This window comes from Gynurincola endophyticus (assembly GCF_003991195.1).
Classification (GTDB): Bacteria; Bacteroidota; Bacteroidia; order Chitinophagales; family Chitinophagaceae; genus Gynurincola; species Gynurincola endophyticus.
In genome coordinates, this window is record NZ_RCWL01000001.1 from 178,326 (window position 1) to 199,722 (window position 21,397).

The following is a 21,397-nucleotide window of genomic DNA, read 5'->3' on the forward strand; positions in this document are numbered from 1 at the left end:
GCTTTTGTACTTAAAAAATCAGTAAAATCGTACAAAAATTAAGAAATGTCAAAAATTTTATTGAAAATCAAGTAGTTGTAAAGGGTGCTTAAAAATAGTTGTCAAAAACTTTGTTATATCGCGAGAGAAGTAGGACCTTTGCGAACTCAAAACCATCCTCCGGGTTGGCGGAGGTTAATCAAAAAATTGAAATAAGATGAGTAAACTACATTTCACTACCAAACATGCGAATGCGGCTACCGTAAAACGCAACTGGTACGTTGTGGACGGTACCAATCAAACCGTGGGACGCATGTGTGCTAAAATTGCTGCAGTTCTTCGTGGTAAGAACAAAGCATATTATTCGCCACATGTTGATTGCGGAGATTATGTGATCGTTATCAATGCTGATAAAGTTGTTTTCACTGGAAACAAAATGGATCAGAAAGAGTATTTGACATTCTCTGGTTATCCGGGTGGTCAAAAAGGAGAAATTGCGAAAGATTTATTGAAACGTCGCCCTGAAGTAGTAATCGAAAGAGCTGTAAAAGGGATGTTACCTAAAAACCGTTTAGGTAGAAAGGTGTACAAAAAATTATTCGTGTATGCAGGTGATCAACACGAACATACAGCACAAAAACCACAACCTTTAACTTTCTAATTGTTATAATACATGGAAAAGCAAAAAAATGCTGTTGGCCGTCGTAAAGAAGCTGTTACCCGGGTATTTGTATCAAAAGGTAACGGTAAAATCACGGTTAACGACAAAGATTATAAAGAGTATTTTTCTTTAATATACTTACAGAACCAAGTTGAATTACCATTAAAAGCGGTTGAGTCTTTAGATAAATATGATGTGAAGATCAATGCTGCTGGTGGTGGTGTTAAAGGTCAGGCAGAAGCTGCTAAATTAGGTATCGGTCGTGCTTTGGTTGATATCAACCCTGAGTTCCGTCCTGCTTTAAAAGCTGCTGGCGTATTGAAACGTGATCCACGTTCTGTTGAGCGTAAGAAATTTGGTCATAAGAAAGCTCGTAAAAGCTACCAGTTCAGCAAACGTTAATTGTTGCCGGCTGTTATATGGCTATTTAAACTTTGGAACAATATTTCAAACAACATATTTTCAACTCATATAAAATGGAAAATAACACTTCATTGCAACAGCAATTATTGGATGCAGGTGTACACTTTGGTCACTTGCGTAAGAAGTGGAATCCGAAGATGTTACCTTACATTTTCGCTGAGAAAAAAGGTATTCACATCATCGATTTAAACAAAACAACTGAGGCTTTGGAAGAAGCAGCAGCTGCTTTGAAACAAATCGCTCGTTCTGGTAAAAAGATCATGTTCGTTGCTACCAAAAAGCAGGCGAAAGAAATCGTTACTGAATGTGCGCAAAAAGTAGGTATGCCTTACGCTACAGAACGTTGGTTAGGTGGTATGTTAACCAACTTCAACACTGTTCGTAAAAGCGTAAAGAAAATGCAAAGCATCGACAAATTATTGGCTGATGGCGCTGCAGATTCTTTAACTAAAAAAGAGCGTTTAACATTAGGTCGCGACCGCGATAAAATGGATAAAGTATTAGGTGGTATCGCACAATTAGGACGTGTACCCGCTGCTTTATTTATTGTTGATATCGGTCACGAGCACATCGCATTAGCTGAAGCTAAACGTTTAGGTATTACTACCTTCGGTATGGTGGATACAAACTGTGATCCTAATAAAGTTGATTTCTCTATTCCTTCAAACGACGATGCTACTAAATCTATCGCTATCGTTACTCAGTATATCACTGCTGCTATTGCAGAAGGTTTAGCTGAGCGTCAGGCTGCGAAAGAAGAAGATGTTGACGACGTTGCGGATGATGAAAAAGAAAAGAAAGCTGCGCGTTTACAAGCTGAAGCTGAAGCTGAAGGCGGAAGATCAGGAAGAGGTAAAGCTCGTGGTGGTAATAATAACAATAACAGTGGTGGTGGTCCTGCTAAACGTCGTCCTCAAGGCGGTGGTGGCGGTAACCGCAGACCAGGAGGTGGAAGATAATTCCCGAAACCTCTTTATTGTGTGTTAGGGCGAAGTGATAAAATTCATTTCGCTTATTGTTCAACTTTTCAAAACTTCAATTATGTCTGTTGCTATTACAGCTGCTGATATCAATAAATTGCGCCAGATGACTGGTGCCGGTATGATGGACTGCCGCAAAGCATTAACTGAAAATAACGGTGATTTCGAAGCCGCTATCGACTGGTTACGTAAAAAAGGTGCAAAAGTTGCCGCTTTACGTGGAGACCGCGAAGCTAAAGAAGGTGTAGTAATCGCTCAAACAACTGCCGACAATAAAGTTGGTATTGCAGTTTGTGTTTCTTGCGAAACTGACTTCGTATCTAAAAATGCTGATTTCGTTGCTTTTGCTCAATCAATTGCTGATGCTGCAATCGCTAACAATGTTAGCTCTATCGACGAATTAAATAACGTTACTGTTAACGGTGCTAAAGTTGCTGACTTAGTAAACGATAAATTAGCTTCTATCGGAGAAAAAATCGGTATTACTAAATTAGAAAGAATCGATGCAGACTACGTAGCTTCTTACATTCACGGTGCAAACCGTATCGGTGTTCTTGTTGGTTTCACTGGCAATGTTGGTGAAGGTGGTAAAGACATCGCAATGCAGGTAGCTGCTATGAATCCGGTTGCAGTTGATGAGTCTTCTGTTGATGCTACTGTTGTAGAACGTGAAAGAGCTGTAATTACCGAGCAAATTAAAGCTGACCCTAAAATGGCTGGTAAACCAGACGAAATGGTTTCTAAAATTGCTGATGGTAAATTAAATGCTTTCTTTAAAGAGTCTACTTTAGTGAACCAATCTTTCGTTAAAGACGCTTCTAAAACTGTAGCTGATTACTTAAAGTCAATCAATGCTGATGCGAAAATCGTTAGCTTCAAACGTGTTGCTTTAGGATAATCCCTGACAGTCTTAACATATAAGACCCTTTCTGCAAAAATTGCAGAAAGGGTTTTTTATTTTATTCAGAAGAAGCGTTACGCTTCTTTCTTAGAGATCATCCGATAATACAGTTTTTGAATTTTATGATAAATTCATTACAAAAATTAACGACTCTTTACTGAACATACATTCATTTCCTTCGTAACTTTGAAGTGAATGTAGATAGATCAGTGGAAGCTGAGTGAAAGTTGGTCATTTGGATGATCTTTACCCTGTGCTCATTCCGAGATTGCTGCCTACAATGAATATCTCTTAATGCATAATCATGAGTAAATCTTCTAAGAAGGAAAAGCAACCAGATGTGGTACTGATAGGTGCTGGAATAATGAGCGCTACATTGGGCGTCATGTTGAAAGAACTTCAACCCGACTTAAAAATTCTGGTACTGGAACGCTTACACACCGTAGCGCAGGAAAGTACAGACGCCTGGAATAATGCCGGCACAGGACACTCCGCATTCTGCGAATTAAATTACACTCCTGAAAAAGCTGACGGTTCGGTAGAAGTGAAGAAAGCTATTAAAATTGCTGAACAATTCGAACAGTCACGCGAATTCTGGTCTTACTTAATTGAAAAAGGTTCTATCAGAAATCCACAGGATTTTATCCGCACTGTTCCCCATATCAGCTTTGTAAAAGGTGAACAAAACGTTGACTTCCTGAAAAAACGTTTTGACGGACTGGTAGAATATCCTTTATTCCACGGAATGACTTTCTCTACCGATCCGGCTACTCTAAAAGAATGGATGCCGCTGGTAATGGAAGGAAGAGATGAGAAAGAAAAAGTGGCTGCTACCAAAATGGATATCGGAACCGATGTTAACTTCGGTGCTCTTTCACGTAAACTATTCCGCTATCTTTTTGATTTGCCCAATGTTGAACTGGGGCTCGCTCATGATGTGTTAGACTTACAACAATCTGAAGATACGTATTGGAGAATAAAAGTAAAAAACCTTACTACCGGTGAAAAATTCACCGTGAAAACAAAATTCGTTTTCATCGGTGCAGGTGGAGGGTCACTTCCGCTTCTTGAAAAATCAGGTATTCCTGAAAGTAAAGGCTATGGCGGTTTTCCGGTAAGCGGTCAATGGTTGATCTGTAATAATCCTGAGATTATTGAAAAGCATCAGGCTAAAGTATATGGAAAAGCTTCTGTAGGTGCACCTCCAATGAGTGTACCGCATCTGGATACGCGTGTGATTGATGGTAAAAAATCATTACTATTCGGTCCTTATGCCGGCTTCTCTACTAAGTTTTTGAAAAACGGTTCTTATTGGGACCTTCCGGCTTCTATCAAACTGAGTAATATCAAACCGATGGTAATGGCCGGTATCCACAATATACCTTTAACAAAATATCTGATTGAACAGGTTCGCCAAAGTGCAAATGACCGGTTAGAGGCATTAAAAGAATATTTCCCTGAAGCTCAATTAAAAGATTGGGATCTGGCAGTAGCCGGCCAGCGTGTGCAGGTTATTAAACGTGATGAAGCTGCAGGTGGTGTATTAGAATTCGGTACAGAAGTGGTGAGTGCTGCCGATGGTTCTGTTGCTGCATTATTAGGGGCATCTCCGGGCGCTTCTACAGCTGTATCCATTATGCTCGACCTGCTGAAAAAATGTTTCGCTGAAAAAATGCAAACTAAAGAATGGCAAACAAAACTGAGTGAAATGATTACTTCTTACAAAGTTCCGATTGCTAACGATGTAGTGGCAACGAAAAACTCCAGAGAAAGAACTGCCCGATTACTTGAAATTTAATGGTATTGTATTTATAAAATCAGAGAGAGGAACTACTGAATTCCTCTCTCCTGGTTTGGAAGCCTTCCAAAATGTTTTCTATAAGCAACGCTGAAATGTGAAGCGTTTTTATAACCGATCATTTTAGCTATCAGAGATATTTTCTTGTCACTGTGAATAATTAATTCCCGCGCTTTTTCCATTCGCTCACTTAGTAAAAACTGATAAACGGTATCTCCGAAAACTTTCTTGAAATTTCTTTTTAAGTAACATTCATTAGTACCTACCTGCTGGGCTAAATTGATGATTGAACACGACTCTGATATATTTTGTGTCAGTATGCTTTTGGCTTTATACATTCTCTCTATCTCTTCTTCAGGCAGATCGTTTTCTTTAGGCTTTTGTAATGGAATTGGTTGTAAAATAGTCACCATTAATTCCAATACCTTAGCATTCACATATTGAGTGAGATAAGCATTGTCGAACTGGCAATGTCGTATATCCTGCAGAATACTTCTGATCGTTGCCGTTAGATTCTGATTGCCTGTGTATAATGCATTTCCTGCTTTACCCAGAATAGAATTCTGAATAAGACCCCGCATGTCATCATTTTTAGGAAGCCATGAAAGCCAATGATGAATGTCAAAATGTATCAATACGATGTCGCCGCCGGTAGAACTTAATTTTAATTCGAAATTTTTAGCAGGGTAATACAACAGATTAAAACGCCCGTCTTCAATAGCTCCTACCAATTCTTCCAATGGTGAAGCATATTGAATATTACCATGTAATGACATTATAAAGATAATTTTATGAGTCTGATGCCGGATATGAATCTTATAATGATGTTTGTTATGATAATGCTCAATTTTGAAAGCATCATTATCAATCACTCTGGCAGGTTCCAGATATTGATTTTTTTGCTTCTGATGATTTGAGTATATGTCAAAAGTCATTTATGACGTTAGAATTGATTTACACAAATATCTTTAATTATCAAAAGAACTATTTCCGAGATACGATAATTTATTTCCAGAATCCAGTATTTCATTGTAAGAATTTTGCGGTCAAATTGATAAGTATGAGGATAAAATGGCTGCTATGTTGCATTATGTTCTTGTCAGTGACAAGAATTAGTGCACAAGAATTAATTAACTATCAGGGTGTTGTATTAAGCGCTGCCACTAATGAACCATTGGCTGGTGCAACCTTGATGAAAGTAAACGGAAAAGTTACTTATACTACAAATGAGTTCGGTCAATTTAATTTTCAAGCTGAAAATAATGAATTGATAGTAGTATCCTTCGTAGGGTTTACCGAAAAGGAAATCAAGTTGAAAAAAAATCAACCTTTTTTAAGTATTACTTTATCTCCGCTTGAAAATGTATTAGAAGAAGCTGTTGTAACAGGTGCATTAGGCTTAAAGCGTTCCAGCAAAGAGTTTGGTGCTTCAGCAACAGTTCTGAATAACGAAAATATCACACAGGCAAAACCAGTTAACACTTTATCCGGCCTGGCAGGTAAAGTGGCAGGCTTGCGAATTAATACCTACGACAGTAAAGTTGATCCTGAATTTCAGATTACTTTACGTGGTGCCCGCTCTATCAGCAGAGGCTCAGGTATTGACGGAAGAGGCGCAAATGAACCGATTTATGTAATTGACGGTACACCTGTTCCGAGTATCGGCCGCTTAAATCCTAATGATATTGCTAATATCACAGTGTTAAAAGGCGCTAGTGCAGCAGCGTTATATGGTAGTGAAGGGGTAAACGGAGCGATTATGATTACCACCAAACAAGGTAAAGCAGGGAGAAGTTCAGTAGCTTTTGATCATACTACTACTTTTTCAAATGTATACTTATTGCCTCCTGCCCAAACAGAATACGGTCAGGGTGCAGATGGTACTTATTCTCCTACAATTTATGAATCATGGGGGCCGAGATTTGACGGAACTGACAAACCTTTCGGAAATCCATTGCCAAACGGCGAACAGGTTTACCTGAAATATGAAGCTCCTTCGAAAGATAACCGATTAGATCTTTTTCAAACCGGATTGAATGTTCAGAATAACATTTCTTTTTCGGGAGGTGATGTGAACAGTACCTACTATTTTTCAGCACAACATGTTCATCAGACCGGTATTATTCCGAAAGACGAAAACAATAGAATTAACTTACGGTTTAATGCATCCCGAAAAATCGGAAAATTAAATACTTCTTACAATATCAACTATATCCATAATAAGAAAAGTATTACTCCTGATGGTCCGTGGATCGGTGCTTATCGCTATCCGGCAAACTTTGATTTTGATATGATCAAAGATTGGGAAAATCCTTTGTCGCCGGGTAATCCGTTGAACTATTTCATACCAGACGGATCATGGTTGAGAAATCCATTTTTCCTGATAGATAATATCAGAAACAATACTACTCAACAAATTATTAATGGTAAAGTTGAATTCGATTATCAGATTACTCCGTGGTTAAACGCTTTGTACAGAGTCGGCTTGTACAGTACCTCTGATGAAACTTATAACTTCACCAGAAAGTTTGAAGCACCCGGTACCAGAAATGTTCCGGGTCTGGTAACAGACGGTGCCGATGCTTACCGCAGATTGAACAGTGATTTCATTCTCACTGCTAAAAAACAAATCAAAGATTTTGACTTAAGATTGACTTTAGGCCAGAACGCACGCATGGACGAAAGAAAAACAGTATCTGTTGGTGTTTCTAACTCGGGCGGTAGCGGACAGTTGTTATATCCGGGTGTTATCAACATCGATAGCAGAACCGGTAACCTGGCAGGTTCTGTAGGAAGAACCAGATACAGAAGTGCGGGTGTTTACGGTGAGGCCTCTGTAGGATACAGAGATTATCTGTTCGTGAATTTTACCGGTAGAAATGATTGGGTAAGTGTATTGAGTAAAGAAAACCGATCTTACTTTTATCCTGGTGTGAATGTGTCATGGGTGGCCAGTGATTTAATTGAAGGATTGAAAAACAGCAACACCGTTGACTACGCAAAATTATATGCTTCATGGAATAAAACCGGTAACGTAACCCTGTCTCCTTATTCTTTAAATTTAGCTTATTCTACTTCGTTAGGGTTTCCTTTCGGAAATATAGTAGGGTTCCTTCCTTCTTTAACGAATCCGAATCCGGCTATTCAACCAGAATTTGTTACTTCTTATGAAGCAGGTACGCAATGGTCTTTCTTTAACAACAGATTGAATGCTGAAATTGCTTATGTATATTCTGATTCAAAAGGTCAGATATTACCGGCAAATATTTCAACGGCTACCGGCTTCTCTGCTACTAATGTGAATGCAGGCCGTTTAACCAACCACATCATTGAAATTACTTTAGGTGCAGATGTGGTGCGTAACAAAAATATTCAGTGGAACCTTACTGCTAACTTCACACACATCAATAACAAAATGCGTGAACTGTTTGGAGAAACAGAATCGAGAAACTTATTCCGTCAGGCTTATGGTGTGATCGGAAAAGCATTCCCGCTTTTATTGGTAAGTGATTATGAAAGAGACCCTCAGGGACGTGTAGTGGTTGACGGTATAACCGGCGATCCGCGCGTAGCAGCTCAGAACAGAGAACTGGGTAGTATGGTGCCTCCTTATCAGATGGGTTTAAGCTCTATGTTGAAAATAAAAGATTTCCATATCGGTTTACACTTTGACGCACGTTTAGGTGGCTGGTTGTATTCTGAAATTGTTCCGAACATGTATTCAACCGGTACACATCCTGAAACTGCAAAGTATGGCCGTGAGGCATTTGTATGGCCTAACTCAGTCATTGAAGTAGCTCCTGGTGAGTATAAAGAAAATACTACCCTCAAAACGTCTTCCGGTGGTAAAGCTTTCTGGAGCAGACAAGGAGAAATTCAGATTAACACGGCTGCCCCGTCTGATTTCTTTAAACTGAGAGAACTGAATATCGGTTATCAGATTCCGAGAAAATGGTTAAGCAATCAACGGGTGGTGAAATCGGCCAGCATTAATCTGATTGCAACGAACCTGTTCATTATTCGTCATAAAGACAATAAAATGGGTGACCCTGAATTCCTGTATAATAATACAGACGGATATATCAGCTTCAGACAAGTGCCACCATTCCGCACAGTAGGCGTTAATTTAAATGTGAATTTCTAAAACTGAGTTATGCGTAATCTATATATATTATTTATACTATTCCTTTGTGTCGGATGTGATAAGTTTTTAGATGTAAATGACAATCCGAACAGACCCGGGAGCTCAACACTTCCATTACGTGCAAAATTTTCAGCAGCTTTGCTAAGCACCGGTATACAAGAATCTACACAGATCAATCAGATCGGTGGATTCTGGGGTGGATACTGGGGTACGCCAAATGAAGCGATCGGCCAGTTTGCAGATTTAAAACAATACAACGGATTAGCGATCCGTCACCAGAGAGATGGAATAAAAGTTTGGGAAAGTGCTTATGCGAACCTGAACTATTTCCAGCTGATTATTGATGAAGCTGTTGAAACAAACGAACTGTTTTTTTCCGGCTCTTCTAAAGTAATGCAGGGATGGTTATTCCTTCGCCTCGTAGATTTTTACAATAATATTCCGTTTTCGGATGCGTTGAAAGGAACGATAAAAATTGATCCTGCATATGAAGGAGGCCAGCATGTATATGAGCAGGCAATTCAGTTAATTACTGCCGGTATTGATGAAATTAAACGTGCACCGAATAGTACCACGATCGATCCGGGCAACCACGACGTTTTGTTCCAGGGTGATAAAACAAAATGGATTCAGTTAGCCAATACGATTAAATTAAGAGGATTAGTAAGACAATCGCAGGTAAATAATCAGACCTTTATTCAAACACAGTTAGGGATTATTCTTGATGAAGGCACCGGCTTTTTAACAGACAATGCCATCATGAATCCCGGCTTTGCTGCATCTAACGGAAATCCTTTTTATATTTCTTATTATCGCGATCAGGCAAATGCGTCTACCAATAACAGAGAAAATATCCGTCCAACCCGGTATTTACTACAACAATTCGATCAGCTGAATGACCCGCGTGTGGCTACCTTATTTGTACAGGTGAGTGGTGCTTATCAGGGTGTTTTATTAGGAAACCCAACTACGGCTCCAGAATATTCCAGATCTGCTACATCTCCTTTTAAAGGCCCTGCTGAAAATGGCGGAAACCCTGCTGGTATTTTTAAAAGCCTTCAACAGGGATTGGTTTTTATGAGTAGTGCAGAAGCTTCATTTTTACAGGCAGAAGCTATTGAAAGAGGTTGGATGAATGGAAACGCTGCCCAGAAATACGAAGAAGGCATTACCAGGTCTTTCCAATACCTGGGTGTTGCAGCAGGTGATTTGTCAACCTATCTGACGCAACCATCAGTAAATTATCAACAGGCAACTAATAAGATAGAGCAGATTATTACACAAAAATGGCTGGCTTTATATGGTAACTCAAATATTGAAGCATGGAATGACTATAGAAGACTGGGTTATCCGGTTCTTCCCAACTCATTGGAAGCTCCTACAGCCAATTCAAGACCTTTAAGATTAATGTATCCTGAAACTGAACGCATGACTAATAACACGAATGCGACACAGGCAGGAGATGACGATATCCTGAACAATGCTGTTTGGTGGGATAGGTAATTGACCTGATCTTTTGATCAGTTCCCTCATCATCCTCCCGGTTGTTCGGAGCCTTTATTCGAACAACCGGGAGGATTTTTTTTTGTGAATCTCTGATAAAACCATGTAGTGGATATAGATTGTCAATATTGGAGGTTGGTTATCATATGTTTAATAATTAGTCTGCAGTATGTTTTCCTCTTTGCCGGCAGAATTTCCCGATACCGTAAATGGTTTTCTTTTTTCGAAAGCTAATTTTGACGCTTTCTAAAATTAAACTGAATGTTGAAGCGTCAAGGAATCTGGCCTAAAGTGCGTAAACTCTTTAATGATGTACACCTTTGGCTGGGATTAACAAGCGGAATTATTGTAGTATTAGTTTGTCTTTCAGGTACACTGTATACTTTTAATACAGAAATTACCGAAATGGGGGCGAAGGAGCTCTATAAATTAGAAAGTGCCGGAGAAAAAGCATTATCTACCGCTCAATTAATGAATGTAGTTCATATGCTGGGAGAAGGTAATGTAAACAGTGTGCAGATTCCGGATGACCCTAAGCGCAGTTATCAGTTTACAGTGAGAAAAGAAGGCGACAATTCCCGTTTCGGTACCACTATTTTTGTGAATCAGTATACCGGTGATATTTTAGGTACATCTAAACAATATAATGGTGCTAAGGAATTTATGAGTACCATGTTTAGTTTGCACCGTTGGTTGTTGATTGATAAAATTGAAAAACCACTTTCAGAAAAATATACCAATCGTGAAATTGGTAGCATGATTTCGGGTTGGGCCACCATAATTTTTACACTCGGCTGTATTACCGGATTGATTATCTGGATACCGCAAAGAGTAAAATCGTGGAAACAGGGATTAAAAATTAAGTTTTCAGGTAATTGGAAACGTACCAATCACGATTTACATAATACGTTAGGATTTTACTCGCTGATACTTTTATTACTGATGGGCTTAACCGGTCCGCAATGGTCATTCACGTGGTATAAAACGGGTTTGCAGAAGGTGTTGGGTACTTATAAAGAACAACCGGTTGCACAGAACAATGGTAAAGGGGAGGGGAAACCGGAAGGCAAAAAAGAAGAGAAGAAAAAAGAAGCAACAGAAGAGATGCCGGCAGCAGAGCTACAGTTGATTTCTGTGGAAGAAGTGGCTATCGCTGCTAACCGGGCATTGCCGTACAATGGGAATATTACAGTGACTCTTCCAAAATCGTCAAAAGACCCGTATCAGGTATCAAAAACCAAAGTCGGTTTTTTTGCACCTGCTGCCGGCGATAAGGTAACGATCGGTAGTAAAAATGCGGAAGTTATTAAAGTGGAGAAATTTACTGACAAACCGGTGAATGAAAGAATTGCAGGTTCAATTAAAGCGATTCACGTAGGAAATGTTTACGGAACGTTCACCAAAATACTATACTTCTTTGCTTGTCTGGTTGCCACTTCGTTACCCATTACGGGTACGATGATCTGGCTGAATAAAATGAAGAAAAAGAAGAAACCGGCGAGTAAGAAACCGGAACCGGTCAATACAAACATTTCACTTTCTTAGAATAGATAGTTTTTATAGAGTCCCTGGCTATGCCGGGGATTTTTATTTGGCAGTATTTTACAAAAAAGTAAAGCCGCAATTATTGCGGGCAGCATTGAAAAAGTGAAATGCCCCTTCTTAAAAGATACGAAAATTTTCCATCATTTCCAAATGCCGTAATTTTGTGCATATGGAAGAAATAAAGGATGATCATCAACGGATTATAAAAGAAACCCATGAATGGGTGATGAAAGTGGTAGTAGGATGCCATTTTTGTCCTTTTGCTTTACCGGCAGTAAAAAATAATAGTATCCGGTATGTGGTGAGTGATGCGTTGGGGCCGGCAGCTGCACTGGAGCAGATGATGGAAGAAGTACATTTTTTAGATGCAAATGAAGAAACGGAAACGACACTGATTATATTTCCGAAAGCATTTCAAACTTTCCCCTCTTATCTTAATCTGATAGAAGTAGCAGAAGAACTATTGGCAGACAGGGAATACGACGGTGTTTATCAGATTGCGAGTTTTCATCCTAATTACAAATTTGCAGACAGTACGAGCGATGACCCGTCAAATTATACTAACAGATCACTGTATCCGATGATTCATTTATTGCGTGAAGAAAGTCTCGAAAAAGCATTGGAAACATTCCCTGATCCGGAAGGAATACCCATTAGAAATATTGCATTTGCAAGAGAAAAGGGATTGCAATATATGCAGCAATTAAGGGAAATGTGTAAAATTCAGATAGATTGATTAATGTTTGGTGTTGACACCGGGCATATAAAAAAATACCCCCACCGGAGTATTTCGGTGGGGGTTATGCTGAGACATAAACTTATTTGAGAAGGGTTTGTTTCACACAAACCTGTCAGCTATTTCACTTTCACTACAACCGTTTCTTCGATCACGCTTTTACTATTTTGAATAGCAAAAACTTCTTCGTTTTTATTCTTTCTGTTTTTAACTTCAATCGTCAACTCTACTAAGTTTAACTCTTCTGCATTTAAGGCAAACTTTTTAGAACCGTTAGCAATTTTCACTTTTTCAGAATAGAATAATACACCGTTTTGATCTCTGAATCCGATCGTGTATAATTCTTCTTTTTTACCGTTGAATACAACTTCAACTACAGGATTGTTGTTGAGTTGGCCAATGTACTTTAATTCAACAGTTGAAGATTTAGCTTTTTCGTCGTTCGCTTTTACTTCACTTGTTAAAACTAAAGCAGCTAATAAAAAGATGAAGTTCACTGACGCAACATTGTTCAATAATTTTTTCATGGTTGTAAATTTTTTGAATGATTAAAATGCTATGGTGCAATCGGTGAGTGAATGTGACAAACAGCTGTAATGCTTATTTCGATAATGCAAACATACTTTGACATTTTAGGTGCCACAAACCAACTATTTACTTGTTTTAGGATCACAAATGTCTTTTTATTTTTGTGAAACCCTTATTGGTATTGTGTTTGACGCAAAATAAAATATGATCTCCAACCAAAAAATAACGTAAAAAAAATTTTTTTGGCATAAAACGAGCATAAGATTTGCAGATCTTTGTACTGAAATTTATCATAATCATTGAAAGCAATATGAAAGTATATATTACCCGAAAAATACCTGATACCGGCATTGAGTTTTTGAAATCGAAAGGAATCGAAACTATTGTATGGCCTACCAGAAATCCGATGTCACCGGAAGAACTGAATACCGCAGCAGCTTCAGTTGATGCGATGATTATTATGTCGGGCGATAAAATTGATGCTAAATTTTTGCAGAATAACAGTCATCTGAAAGCGATTTCTAATTATGCAGTAGGTTTTGATAATATAGATATTGCTGCTGCAACAAAATTCGGTATTCCTATTGGAAATACTCCTGATGTATTAAGTGAAGCCACAGCAGATATTGCTTTTTTGTTAATGTTAAATGTGTCAAGGAAAGCTTTTTATCATCATAAAAGAATTTTGAATCGCGATTGGGATACTTTTCAGCCTACTTTAAATCTGGGTATCAGCTTACGCGATAAAACATTAGGCGTATTCGGTTTGGGTAGAATCGGGCTCGAAATGGCAAGAAGATGTAAGTATGCTTATAATATGAATATTATTTATCATAATAGAAGCCGCAATGAGGAAATTGAAAAAGAGCTGGATGCGAAGTATGTAGATTTTGATACTTTATTGAAAGAAAGTGATGTGATTAGTTTGCATGCAGCTTTAACAGAAGAAACTAAAGGCAGGTTTAATGCAACTGCTTTTTCGAAGATGAAGAAGAACGCCATCTTTGTAAATACTGCGCGTGGAGGAATGCACGATGAAAAAGCTTTACTGGCGGCATTAGAGAATGGGGAGATCTGGGGTGCCGGTTTGGATGTCACCAATCCTGAACCGATGCAGGCCGATCACCCTTTGCTAAATATGCCGAATGTATGTATTTTACCACACATCGGCTCTGCTACTCAGGAAGCACGCAGTGCAATGTCTTTAAGAGCAGCAGAGAATGTATTCGCGGGTTTAGAGGGAAAGATTTTACCTTTTATTGTAAATAAAGAAGTTTATGGTTGTTAGCTTTTACTAAGCCGGCGGGCCATCACTGTAGTACCTAGTCCTAATACGGCAATTACTGCGAATGAAATACGCAGGTTAGTTAATTCTGAAATCATACCGATTAACGGCGGGCCGATCAGAAAACCTAAAAATCCGATAGAGGATACGCTGGCCAGTGCTACACTTGGTAACATTGTTTTAGATTTTCCGGCCATTGAGTAGGCCATCGGTACAACGGCAGAAGTTCCGAATCCTACCAGTAAAAATCCCAGAGTTGACATATAAATAGTAGGGAATAATACAGCTAACAGCATTCCTGTTAAAATAACGACGCCGCTGATTTGAATGATATTGCTTACACCAAAGCGCGATACCAGATAATCGGCGGCAAATCTGCCTCCGGCCATCGTACACATGAAAGCAATAAATCCTAAACGGGTATATTCAGTAGGCGCATTCACGATCTTCTCAAAGTAGATACTACTCCAGTCGAACATCGTTCCTTCACAAACCATGCTGGCAAAAGCGATAATTCCGAGCTGAACAATATATTTATCGGGTTTTACAAATATTCTTCTTTTTGGTGCCGGCTGTTGCTGATTTGAATGATGTGCATCGCGCGGCAACATATACTGACGGGCTACCAGCATAATTCCACCGGTAATCACATACATGATTATAAAATGATGAAACGGCGGGATGTGGTTGGCCACTAAAATTTGCCCGATTAAACCACCGGTAAACCCGGCGAGGCTCCATAAGCCGTGAAACGAAGCCATGATACTGCGACGGTAGATCCTTTCTACTCCTACTCCTTGTGTATTGATAGAAATATTACAAAGGTTGGCGGCTATTCCGAAAAGAAATAATCCGCCGATCAATTGCCAGGTTGATTGTACCAGGCCTAACAGCACCAGTACAGCCGGATAAAATAAAACGGCAATGGATAAAACACGTTTACTGCCGAAGCGCCCTACCAGATATCCTGAAATATTCATGGCGGTTAACTGGCCGATCGGAAGTGCAAATAAAATTCCTCCCAACGCTCCATCACTCAGCTGAAGCGTGTTTTTGATATCGGGTATCCTGCTGGTCCACGACGAAAACACCAATCCCTGGATAAAAAAGAACATTCCGACACCGATGCGGTAGTACTGTTGAACGGGTAGACGTAAAGCCTTGCTCATGGAAAAATATTTAAAAAGGAGGCGGGCAATCGAGAGAAGTACAAAATTAGCAGTAAAACTTGTTCGAAAGCAATCAAACACTAGCTGCAAGATAAAATTAACAAAATAAACATTTCCGTAAAAGAACTTAAAATCAATGAAAAAGGGCTTATAAAGAGGCTAAAATGCAGATATTGAAAAGGTTTATGATAATTTAGTTCAAAACATGACTTTTTGCTAGTAATTTTGTGGATTGAAGTTGCGAGATAGGAAAAAATAAGAGATTGGAAATGAAAAGATCGGCGAAGGCTCAACCTTCGGGACGATGACTTGTTATAATAATAAAAGTCGCTAAAAATGATTACAATATCAGAAAATGCAAAAGAGTACATTCGCCAGATGATGGCGAATGACGGTGTTAACGAAGGCCATCTGGTACGCGTTGGCGTAAAAGGTGGTGGTTGCTCAGGTTTGCAATATGAAATGAACTTTGATACTACTATAGGTGAAAATGACCAAGTGTTTGAGGATAAGGGAGTTAAGTTGGTTGTTGAAATGAAAAGCCTATTGTACTTATACGGTACGGAACTGGATTATACAGGCGGTTTAAATGGTAAAGGACTTTATTTTAATAATCCGAATGCCTCTAGAACCTGTGCTTGTGGGGAAAGTTTTGCACTGTAACTAATTAGGGAGAAATTAGATATAAGATAGCAATCGTAGATATAGATTACCGCGAGGTAATTCAAAAAAGCATTATGAGTACTGATTTAGAAATATTAAACCAAGTAGAAGCCGAAGAATATAAATATGGCTTTACCACCGATATCGACATGGAGATCTTACCGAAAGGTCTTAGTGAAGATACCATCCGTTTTATTTCTTCAAAGAAAAACGAACCAGAATGGCTTTTGGAATGGAGACTAAAAGCTTTTCGCCAGTTCGAGAAAATGGAATTACCTAGCTGGCAAAACTTTGAAATGCCGGAATTCGACTTCCAGGATATTTCATATTATGCAGCCCCTAAAAAGAAAACGCAGTATAAGAGTCTCGATGAAGTAGACCCTGAATTACTTGCAACATTCGAAAAATTAGGTATTCCTTTAACCGAGCAGAAAATGCTGGCGGGTGTTGCCGTGGATGCTGTATTTGACAGTGTTTCAGTAGCTACTACTTTCAAAGAAAACTTAAAAGAACTGGGTATTATCTTCTGTTCTTTCGGAGAAGCCGTTCAGGAGCATCCTGAGTTAGTAAAACAATATCTGGGAACAGTAGTTCCTTCAACAGATAATATTTTTGCTGCTTTAAATGCTGCTGTTTTCTCAGACGGTTCTTTCGTATATATTCCTAAAGGCGTTCGTTGCCCGATGGAGTTATCCACTTATTTCCGTATTAATGCGCAAAATACCGGACAGTTTGAGCGTACTTTAATTATTGCAGACGAATCGAGTTATGTAAGCTACCTGGAGGGTTGTACAGCCCCAATGCGTGATGAAAATCAAATGCACGCGGCAGTAGTAGAATTAATAGCTATGCAGGATGCAGAAATCAAGTACTCAACCGTTCAGAACTGGTATCCCGGTGATAAAGACGGTAAAGGTGGTATTTACAACTTCGTTACCAAACGTGGTATCTGTAAAGGAGACCGCTCTAAAATATCCTGGACACAGGTAGAAACAGGTTCTTCTATTACTTGGAAATACCCAAGTGTGATCTTAAAAGGTGATCGTTCAGAAGGTGAATTCTACTCAGTAGCTGTTACCAAAAACAAACAGATTGCCGATACAGGTACTAAAATTTACCATATCGGTAAAGACACCCGCAGCAGAATTATTTCTAAAGGAATTTCTGCCGGTAATGGTCAAAACAGTTACAGAGGGCTGGTTCAAGTGGGTCCGAATGCTGCTCATGCACGTAACTTTACCCAGTGTGATTCTTTATTAATCGGTGATCGTTGTGGTGCACACACTTTCCCGTATATCGAATCAAAAAATAACACTGCAATGGTAGAGCATGAAGCTACTACTTCAAAAATTGGTGAAGATCAGATCTTCTATCTCAATCAAAGAGGTATTGATACCGAAAAAGCAGTTGCCTTAATTGTAAACGGGTACTGTAAGGAAGTATTAAACCAGTTACCAATGGAATTTGCAGTAGAAGCACAAAAACTGCTGGCCATTTCATTAGAAGGTAGTGTGGGATAATCACTCATCACATTTGTAGTAATTAATTTGTAAAAATCATCCAAGTATAAAGATTCAATTGTTATGTTAAGTATAAAAAACCTGAAAGCGTCAGTTGAAGGTAAAGAAATATTAAAAGGCCTGAACTTAGAAGTAAAAGCCGGTGAAATTCACGCTATCATGGGTCCTAATGGTTCCGGTAAATCAACTTTGGCATCTGTATTGGCAGGTAGAGAAGATTATGAAATAACTGAAGGCGAAGTAAGCTTTGACGGAAAAGATTTATTGGACTTATCCCCTGAAGACAGAGCAAGAGAAGGTTTGTTCCTTGCTTTTCAATACCCTGTTGAAATTCCGGGTGTTTCAAATATAAACTTCCTGAAAACAGCAGTAAACGAAGTACGCGCATACAGAAACTTAGCACCTTTAGAAGGAAAAGAGTTTTTAAGCACTTTAAAAGATCGTCAGAAATTATTAGAGTTCGACGCTTCTCTGGCAAACCGTTCTTTAAATGAAGGTTTTTCCGGTGGTGAAAAGAAAAGAAACGAAATTCTTCAGTTAGCCATGCTTGAACCTAAACTGGCTATTCTTGACGAAACCGATTCCGGCTTAGATATCGACGCTTTACGTATCGTTTCTCAGGGTGTAAACAAATTACGTTCTGAAAATAACGCATTCATCGTTATCACACACTACCAACGTTTATTGGAGCATATCGTTCCTGACTATGTACACGTACTGTATAAAGGTAAAATCGTAAAATCCGGTACGAAAGAACTGGCTTTGGAATTAGAAGAAAAAGGATACGATTGGTTAAAAGAATCTCAGGCAGAACTTGCTTAAGATTAACCTTTAAACAGATTTATTACACAGTAACTTGCCTGGCAAGAAACGTCGGATTAAACAATGAATACACAAATTACCAGTTCATTATACGATCAGTGTATTGCAACTTATAACACTGAACAAAAAGAGGGTACTTTAGCCGCTATTCGTAAGCAGGCTTTTACCAGCTTTCAAAAAAACGGATTTCCGTCTACTAAAGTAGAAGATTGGAAATACACCAACTTAAAACCGTTTATTCAAGACAATCTGCAACTCGTTTACGGAGAAACTTCTACTGCGTTAACGAAAGAGATTATTGAAAGTGCTTTAATTCCCGGATTAGACGCTTACATAGTGGTATTGGTAAACGGCCAATTACAAAAAACATTAAGCCATCAGATTAACGAAAAAGGATTTACTCTTCTACCGATTCTGGAGGCTACGGAATTACCTGCTTTCCAACAGCACTTTGGAAAATATACCGATGTTACCAAACATCATTTAACGGCAGTGAACACAGCGTTGTTTAAAGACGGACTTTTCGTACACCTCACAAAATCGCAGGTAGTAGAAAAGCCAATCCATATCATTCATGTGTCTACTGCAAAAACCGATTTCTTTACACAACCACGTTACTTGTATGTGGTAGAAGAAAACGCCCGGTTAAAAGTTGTAGAAACTTATATCACTACCACTCAGGTAAAAGCAGTTGTAAACCAGTTAACAGAAGTTTTTGTTGGTAAAAGTGCAAACTTCCAGCAATACAATATTCAAACAGGTGATGCAAATGCTCACTTTATTCAACATACTGAAGTATTTCAGGAAACTACCAGCGTATACAATAACTATAAGTTTTCAATGCCTGGTATTTCTTTCCTACGGAATAACTTACACATTGCTTTAGATGGTGAACATATCGAGAGCCACATGTATGGATTGTACCTTTCCGGTGGGGCACAGTTGGTAGATAATCATACGATCGTTGATCATAGAAAACCCAACTGCCAGTCTAACGAACACTATAAAGGTGTGATGCAGGATGCTTCAACAGGTGTTTTCAATGGTAAAATTTTTGTACAGGAAGATGCGCAGAAAACAAATGCCTTCCAACAAAATAATAACCTGATTTTAGGAGATAAAGCATCGGTAAACTCAAAACCACAGTTAGAAATTTTTGCGGATGATGTAAAATGTAGCCACGGGTCTACTATCGGTCAGTTTAATAACGAGGCTTTGTTCTATTTAAAAACCAGAGGTATCGGCGACGAAAAAGCAAAAACTTTATTAGTACAGGCATTCGCCTTCGATGTTACAGATAAAATTCCTGATGAGTCAATCCAGGACTTTGTAAACGGATTGATCGAAGAAGGACTAAAATAGTTTCTTCTTGCGAAATATATAACTGAATAATCTGTACTACCTTCGTAGGAGTACAGATTATTTTATTTTAGAAAGAAGCATTTCTGAGAATGCATTAAATATGTTTGTATGAGCAGTGTAGTTGTTTCTAATTATGCAGGAAGTTTGGATATTGCGGCTATCAGAGCAGCGTTTCCTATTTTGTCTACCACAGTAAATGGTAAACCATTGGTTTATCTCGACAATGGTGCTACTACTCAGAAGCCTCAGAGAGTGATTGATACGATTAACGAATACTATACCAGGCATAATAGCAATATTCATCGTGGGGTACATTTTCTGAGTCAGTATGCAACTGATGCGTATGAAGTGACCCGTAAAAAAATTCAGCGTTTTATTAATGCGAAACACGACCACGAAATTATTTTCACCAAAGGTACCACTGACGGTATTAATCTGTTGGCTTACTCATTTGGTAAATCCTCTATCCAGCCCGGCGACGAAATACTGATTTCTGCGATGGAACACCATTCTAATATTGTTCCGTGGCAGATTATGTGTGAAGACCGTGGTGCTGTATTGAGAGTGATACCTATGAATGAAAAAGGTGAGCTGATCATGGAAGAATTTTACAAGCTTCTGAACAGTAAAACCAAAATGGTGGCCATCACATATATTTCAAATAGTTTAGGTACTGTTAACCCGGTAAAAGAAATTATTGATGCCGCCCACCAGAAAGGAGCTAAGGTAATGCTCGATGCTGCACAGGCTATTCACCACATAGCAGTAGATGTACAGAAACTGGAGGTGGATTTTCTGGTATTCTCCAGTCATAAAATGTATGGCCCTACAGGTGTTGGTATTTTATATGGGAAAGAGGAACTGCTTAATGCAATGCCTCCTTATCAGGGCGGCGGAGATATGATTAAAACCGTCACTTTTGAGAAAACTACATACAACGAACTTCCTTTCAAATTTGAAGCAGGAACGCCTAATATTGAAGCGGGTATCTGTTTAGGTGCTGCGGTAGACTTTATCGAGTCGATCGGTATTGATCATATTGCTGCCTATGAAGAATATCTGTTAAACTATGCAACCGAACAAATCAAACAAATACAAGGTGTTCGTATCATCGGTGAAGCTGCTCATAAATCAGGAGTGTTATCATTCGTAATAGACGGAACACATCCTTATGATGTAGGCGTGTTATTAGATAAAATGGGTATTGCTGTAAGAACCGGACACCATTGTACTGAACCGGTGATGAACTTCTTTAAAGTTCCGGGTACTATACGCGCTTCATTTGCAATCTATAATACTAAAGAAGAAGTAGATGCGCTGATCGCAGGTTTGAAAAAAGCTGTTATGATGTTATTGTAAGTCAATAAAACGTATTCTT

The 21,397-nt window shown here is 38.8% G+C and carries 18 protein-coding genes; 15 read left to right on the forward strand and 3 right to left on the reverse strand.

Annotation, left to right across the window (positions count from 1 at the left end):
• Positions 1–196 precede the first annotated feature (196 nt).
• The 5 genes from rplM to D9O48_RS00810 all read left to right on the forward strand — a co-directional run bounded on the left by rplM (position 197) and on the right by D9O48_RS00810 (position 4,742).
• On the forward strand, positions 197–640 hold the full coding sequence (gene rplM, locus D9O48_RS00790; protein WP_126969611.1) for a 50S ribosomal protein L13: 444 nt from the start codon (positions 197–199) through the stop codon (positions 638–640).
• A gap of 12 nt (positions 641–652) precedes the next feature.
• Positions 653–1,042 carry a 30S ribosomal protein S9 gene (gene rpsI, locus D9O48_RS00795; protein WP_126969613.1) on the forward strand — a complete coding sequence of 130 codons (390 nt, stop codon included), beginning with the start codon at positions 653–655 and terminating at the stop codon, positions 1,040–1,042.
• 74 nt (positions 1,043–1,116) lie between these two features.
• Positions 1,117–2,022: a 30S ribosomal protein S2 gene (gene rpsB, locus D9O48_RS00800; protein WP_126969615.1), complete on the forward strand. Its 906-nt coding sequence runs from the start codon at positions 1,117–1,119 to the stop codon at positions 2,020–2,022.
• An 82-nt stretch (positions 2,023–2,104) separates the two neighbouring features.
• Entirely contained in the window at positions 2,105–2,941 is an 837-nt protein-coding gene (gene tsf / locus D9O48_RS00805) for a translation elongation factor Ts (protein ID WP_233589124.1), read from the forward strand.
• A 307-nt stretch (positions 2,942–3,248) separates the two neighbouring features.
• Complete coding sequence (locus D9O48_RS00810; RefSeq protein WP_126969617.1) at positions 3,249–4,742, forward strand: malate:quinone oxidoreductase; 1,494 nt, start codon at positions 3,249–3,251, stop codon at positions 4,740–4,742.
• 32 nt (positions 4,743–4,774) lie between these two features.
• On the opposite strand, the gene D9O48_RS00815 is transcribed toward D9O48_RS00810, so the two are convergent.
• On the reverse strand, positions 4,775–5,677 hold the full coding sequence (locus D9O48_RS00815; protein WP_126969619.1) for a helix-turn-helix transcriptional regulator: 903 nt from the start codon (positions 5,675–5,677) through the stop codon (positions 4,775–4,777).
• A 167-nt stretch (positions 5,678–5,844) separates the two neighbouring features.
• Here D9O48_RS00815 and D9O48_RS00820 point away from each other — a divergent pair, with 167 nt between their 5' ends.
• The 4 genes from D9O48_RS00820 to D9O48_RS00835 all read left to right on the forward strand — a co-directional run bounded on the left by D9O48_RS00820 (position 5,845) and on the right by D9O48_RS00835 (position 12,670).
• Positions 5,845–8,886 (forward strand): SusC/RagA family TonB-linked outer membrane protein, encoded by a 3,042-nt coding sequence (locus tag D9O48_RS00820; protein ID WP_199750471.1) that lies wholly within the window; start codon positions 5,845–5,847, stop codon positions 8,884–8,886.
• Between the two features lie 9 nt (positions 8,887–8,895).
• Positions 8,896–10,389 (forward strand): SusD/RagB family nutrient-binding outer membrane lipoprotein, encoded by a 1,494-nt coding sequence (locus D9O48_RS00825; RefSeq protein WP_126969623.1) that lies wholly within the window; start codon positions 8,896–8,898, stop codon positions 10,387–10,389.
• Between the two features lie 261 nt (positions 10,390–10,650).
• On the forward strand, positions 10,651–11,934 hold the full coding sequence (locus D9O48_RS00830) for a PepSY-associated TM helix domain-containing protein (RefSeq protein WP_126969625.1): 1,284 nt from the start codon (positions 10,651–10,653) through the stop codon (positions 11,932–11,934).
• A 169-nt stretch (positions 11,935–12,103) separates the two neighbouring features.
• On the forward strand, positions 12,104–12,670 hold the full coding sequence (locus tag D9O48_RS00835) for a DUF1415 domain-containing protein (protein ID WP_126969627.1): 567 nt from the start codon (positions 12,104–12,106) through the stop codon (positions 12,668–12,670).
• 119 nt (positions 12,671–12,789) lie between these two features.
• Here D9O48_RS00835 and D9O48_RS00840 read toward each other — a convergent pair whose 3' ends face one another.
• On the reverse strand, positions 12,790–13,197 hold the full coding sequence (locus tag D9O48_RS00840) for a hypothetical protein (protein ID WP_126969629.1): 408 nt from the start codon (positions 13,195–13,197) through the stop codon (positions 12,790–12,792).
• Between the two features lie 311 nt (positions 13,198–13,508).
• Here D9O48_RS00840 and D9O48_RS00845 point away from each other — a divergent pair, with 311 nt between their 5' ends.
• Entirely contained in the window at positions 13,509–14,486 is a 978-nt protein-coding gene (locus D9O48_RS00845; protein WP_126969631.1) for a 2-hydroxyacid dehydrogenase, read from the forward strand.
• Here D9O48_RS00845 and D9O48_RS00850 read toward each other — a convergent pair.
• A complete protein-coding gene (locus D9O48_RS00850) occupies positions 14,483–15,652 on the reverse strand; it encodes an MFS transporter (protein ID WP_126969633.1) in 1,170 nt (389 codons plus the stop codon). The two genes, D9O48_RS00845 and D9O48_RS00850, sit on opposite strands and share 4 nt — an antisense overlap.
• A gap of 336 nt (positions 15,653–15,988) precedes the next feature.
• Here D9O48_RS00850 and D9O48_RS00855 point away from each other — a divergent pair, with 336 nt between their 5' ends.
• From D9O48_RS00855 to D9O48_RS00875, 5 genes are all read left to right on the forward strand, one after another.
• Positions 15,989–16,315 (forward strand): HesB/IscA family protein, encoded by a 327-nt coding sequence (locus D9O48_RS00855; protein ID WP_126969635.1) that lies wholly within the window; start codon positions 15,989–15,991, stop codon positions 16,313–16,315.
• 74 nt (positions 16,316–16,389) lie between these two features.
• Positions 16,390–17,835 (forward strand): Fe-S cluster assembly protein SufB, encoded by a 1,446-nt coding sequence (gene sufB, locus D9O48_RS00860; RefSeq protein ID WP_126969637.1) that lies wholly within the window; start codon positions 16,390–16,392, stop codon positions 17,833–17,835.
• Positions 17,836–17,898: 63 nt separating this feature from the next.
• Positions 17,899–18,657: a Fe-S cluster assembly ATPase SufC gene (sufC, locus tag D9O48_RS00865; RefSeq protein ID WP_126969639.1), complete on the forward strand. Its 759-nt coding sequence runs from the start codon at positions 17,899–17,901 to the stop codon at positions 18,655–18,657.
• Positions 18,658–18,720: 63 nt separating this feature from the next.
• Positions 18,721–20,019 (forward strand): Fe-S cluster assembly protein SufD, encoded by a 1,299-nt coding sequence (gene sufD / locus D9O48_RS00870; protein ID WP_126969641.1) that lies wholly within the window; start codon positions 18,721–18,723, stop codon positions 20,017–20,019.
• A 108-nt stretch (positions 20,020–20,127) separates the two neighbouring features.
• A complete protein-coding gene (locus D9O48_RS00875) occupies positions 20,128–21,378 on the forward strand; it encodes a SufS family cysteine desulfurase (RefSeq protein ID WP_126969643.1) in 1,251 nt (416 codons plus the stop codon).
• The last annotated feature ends 19 nt before the right edge of the window (positions 21,379–21,397 follow it).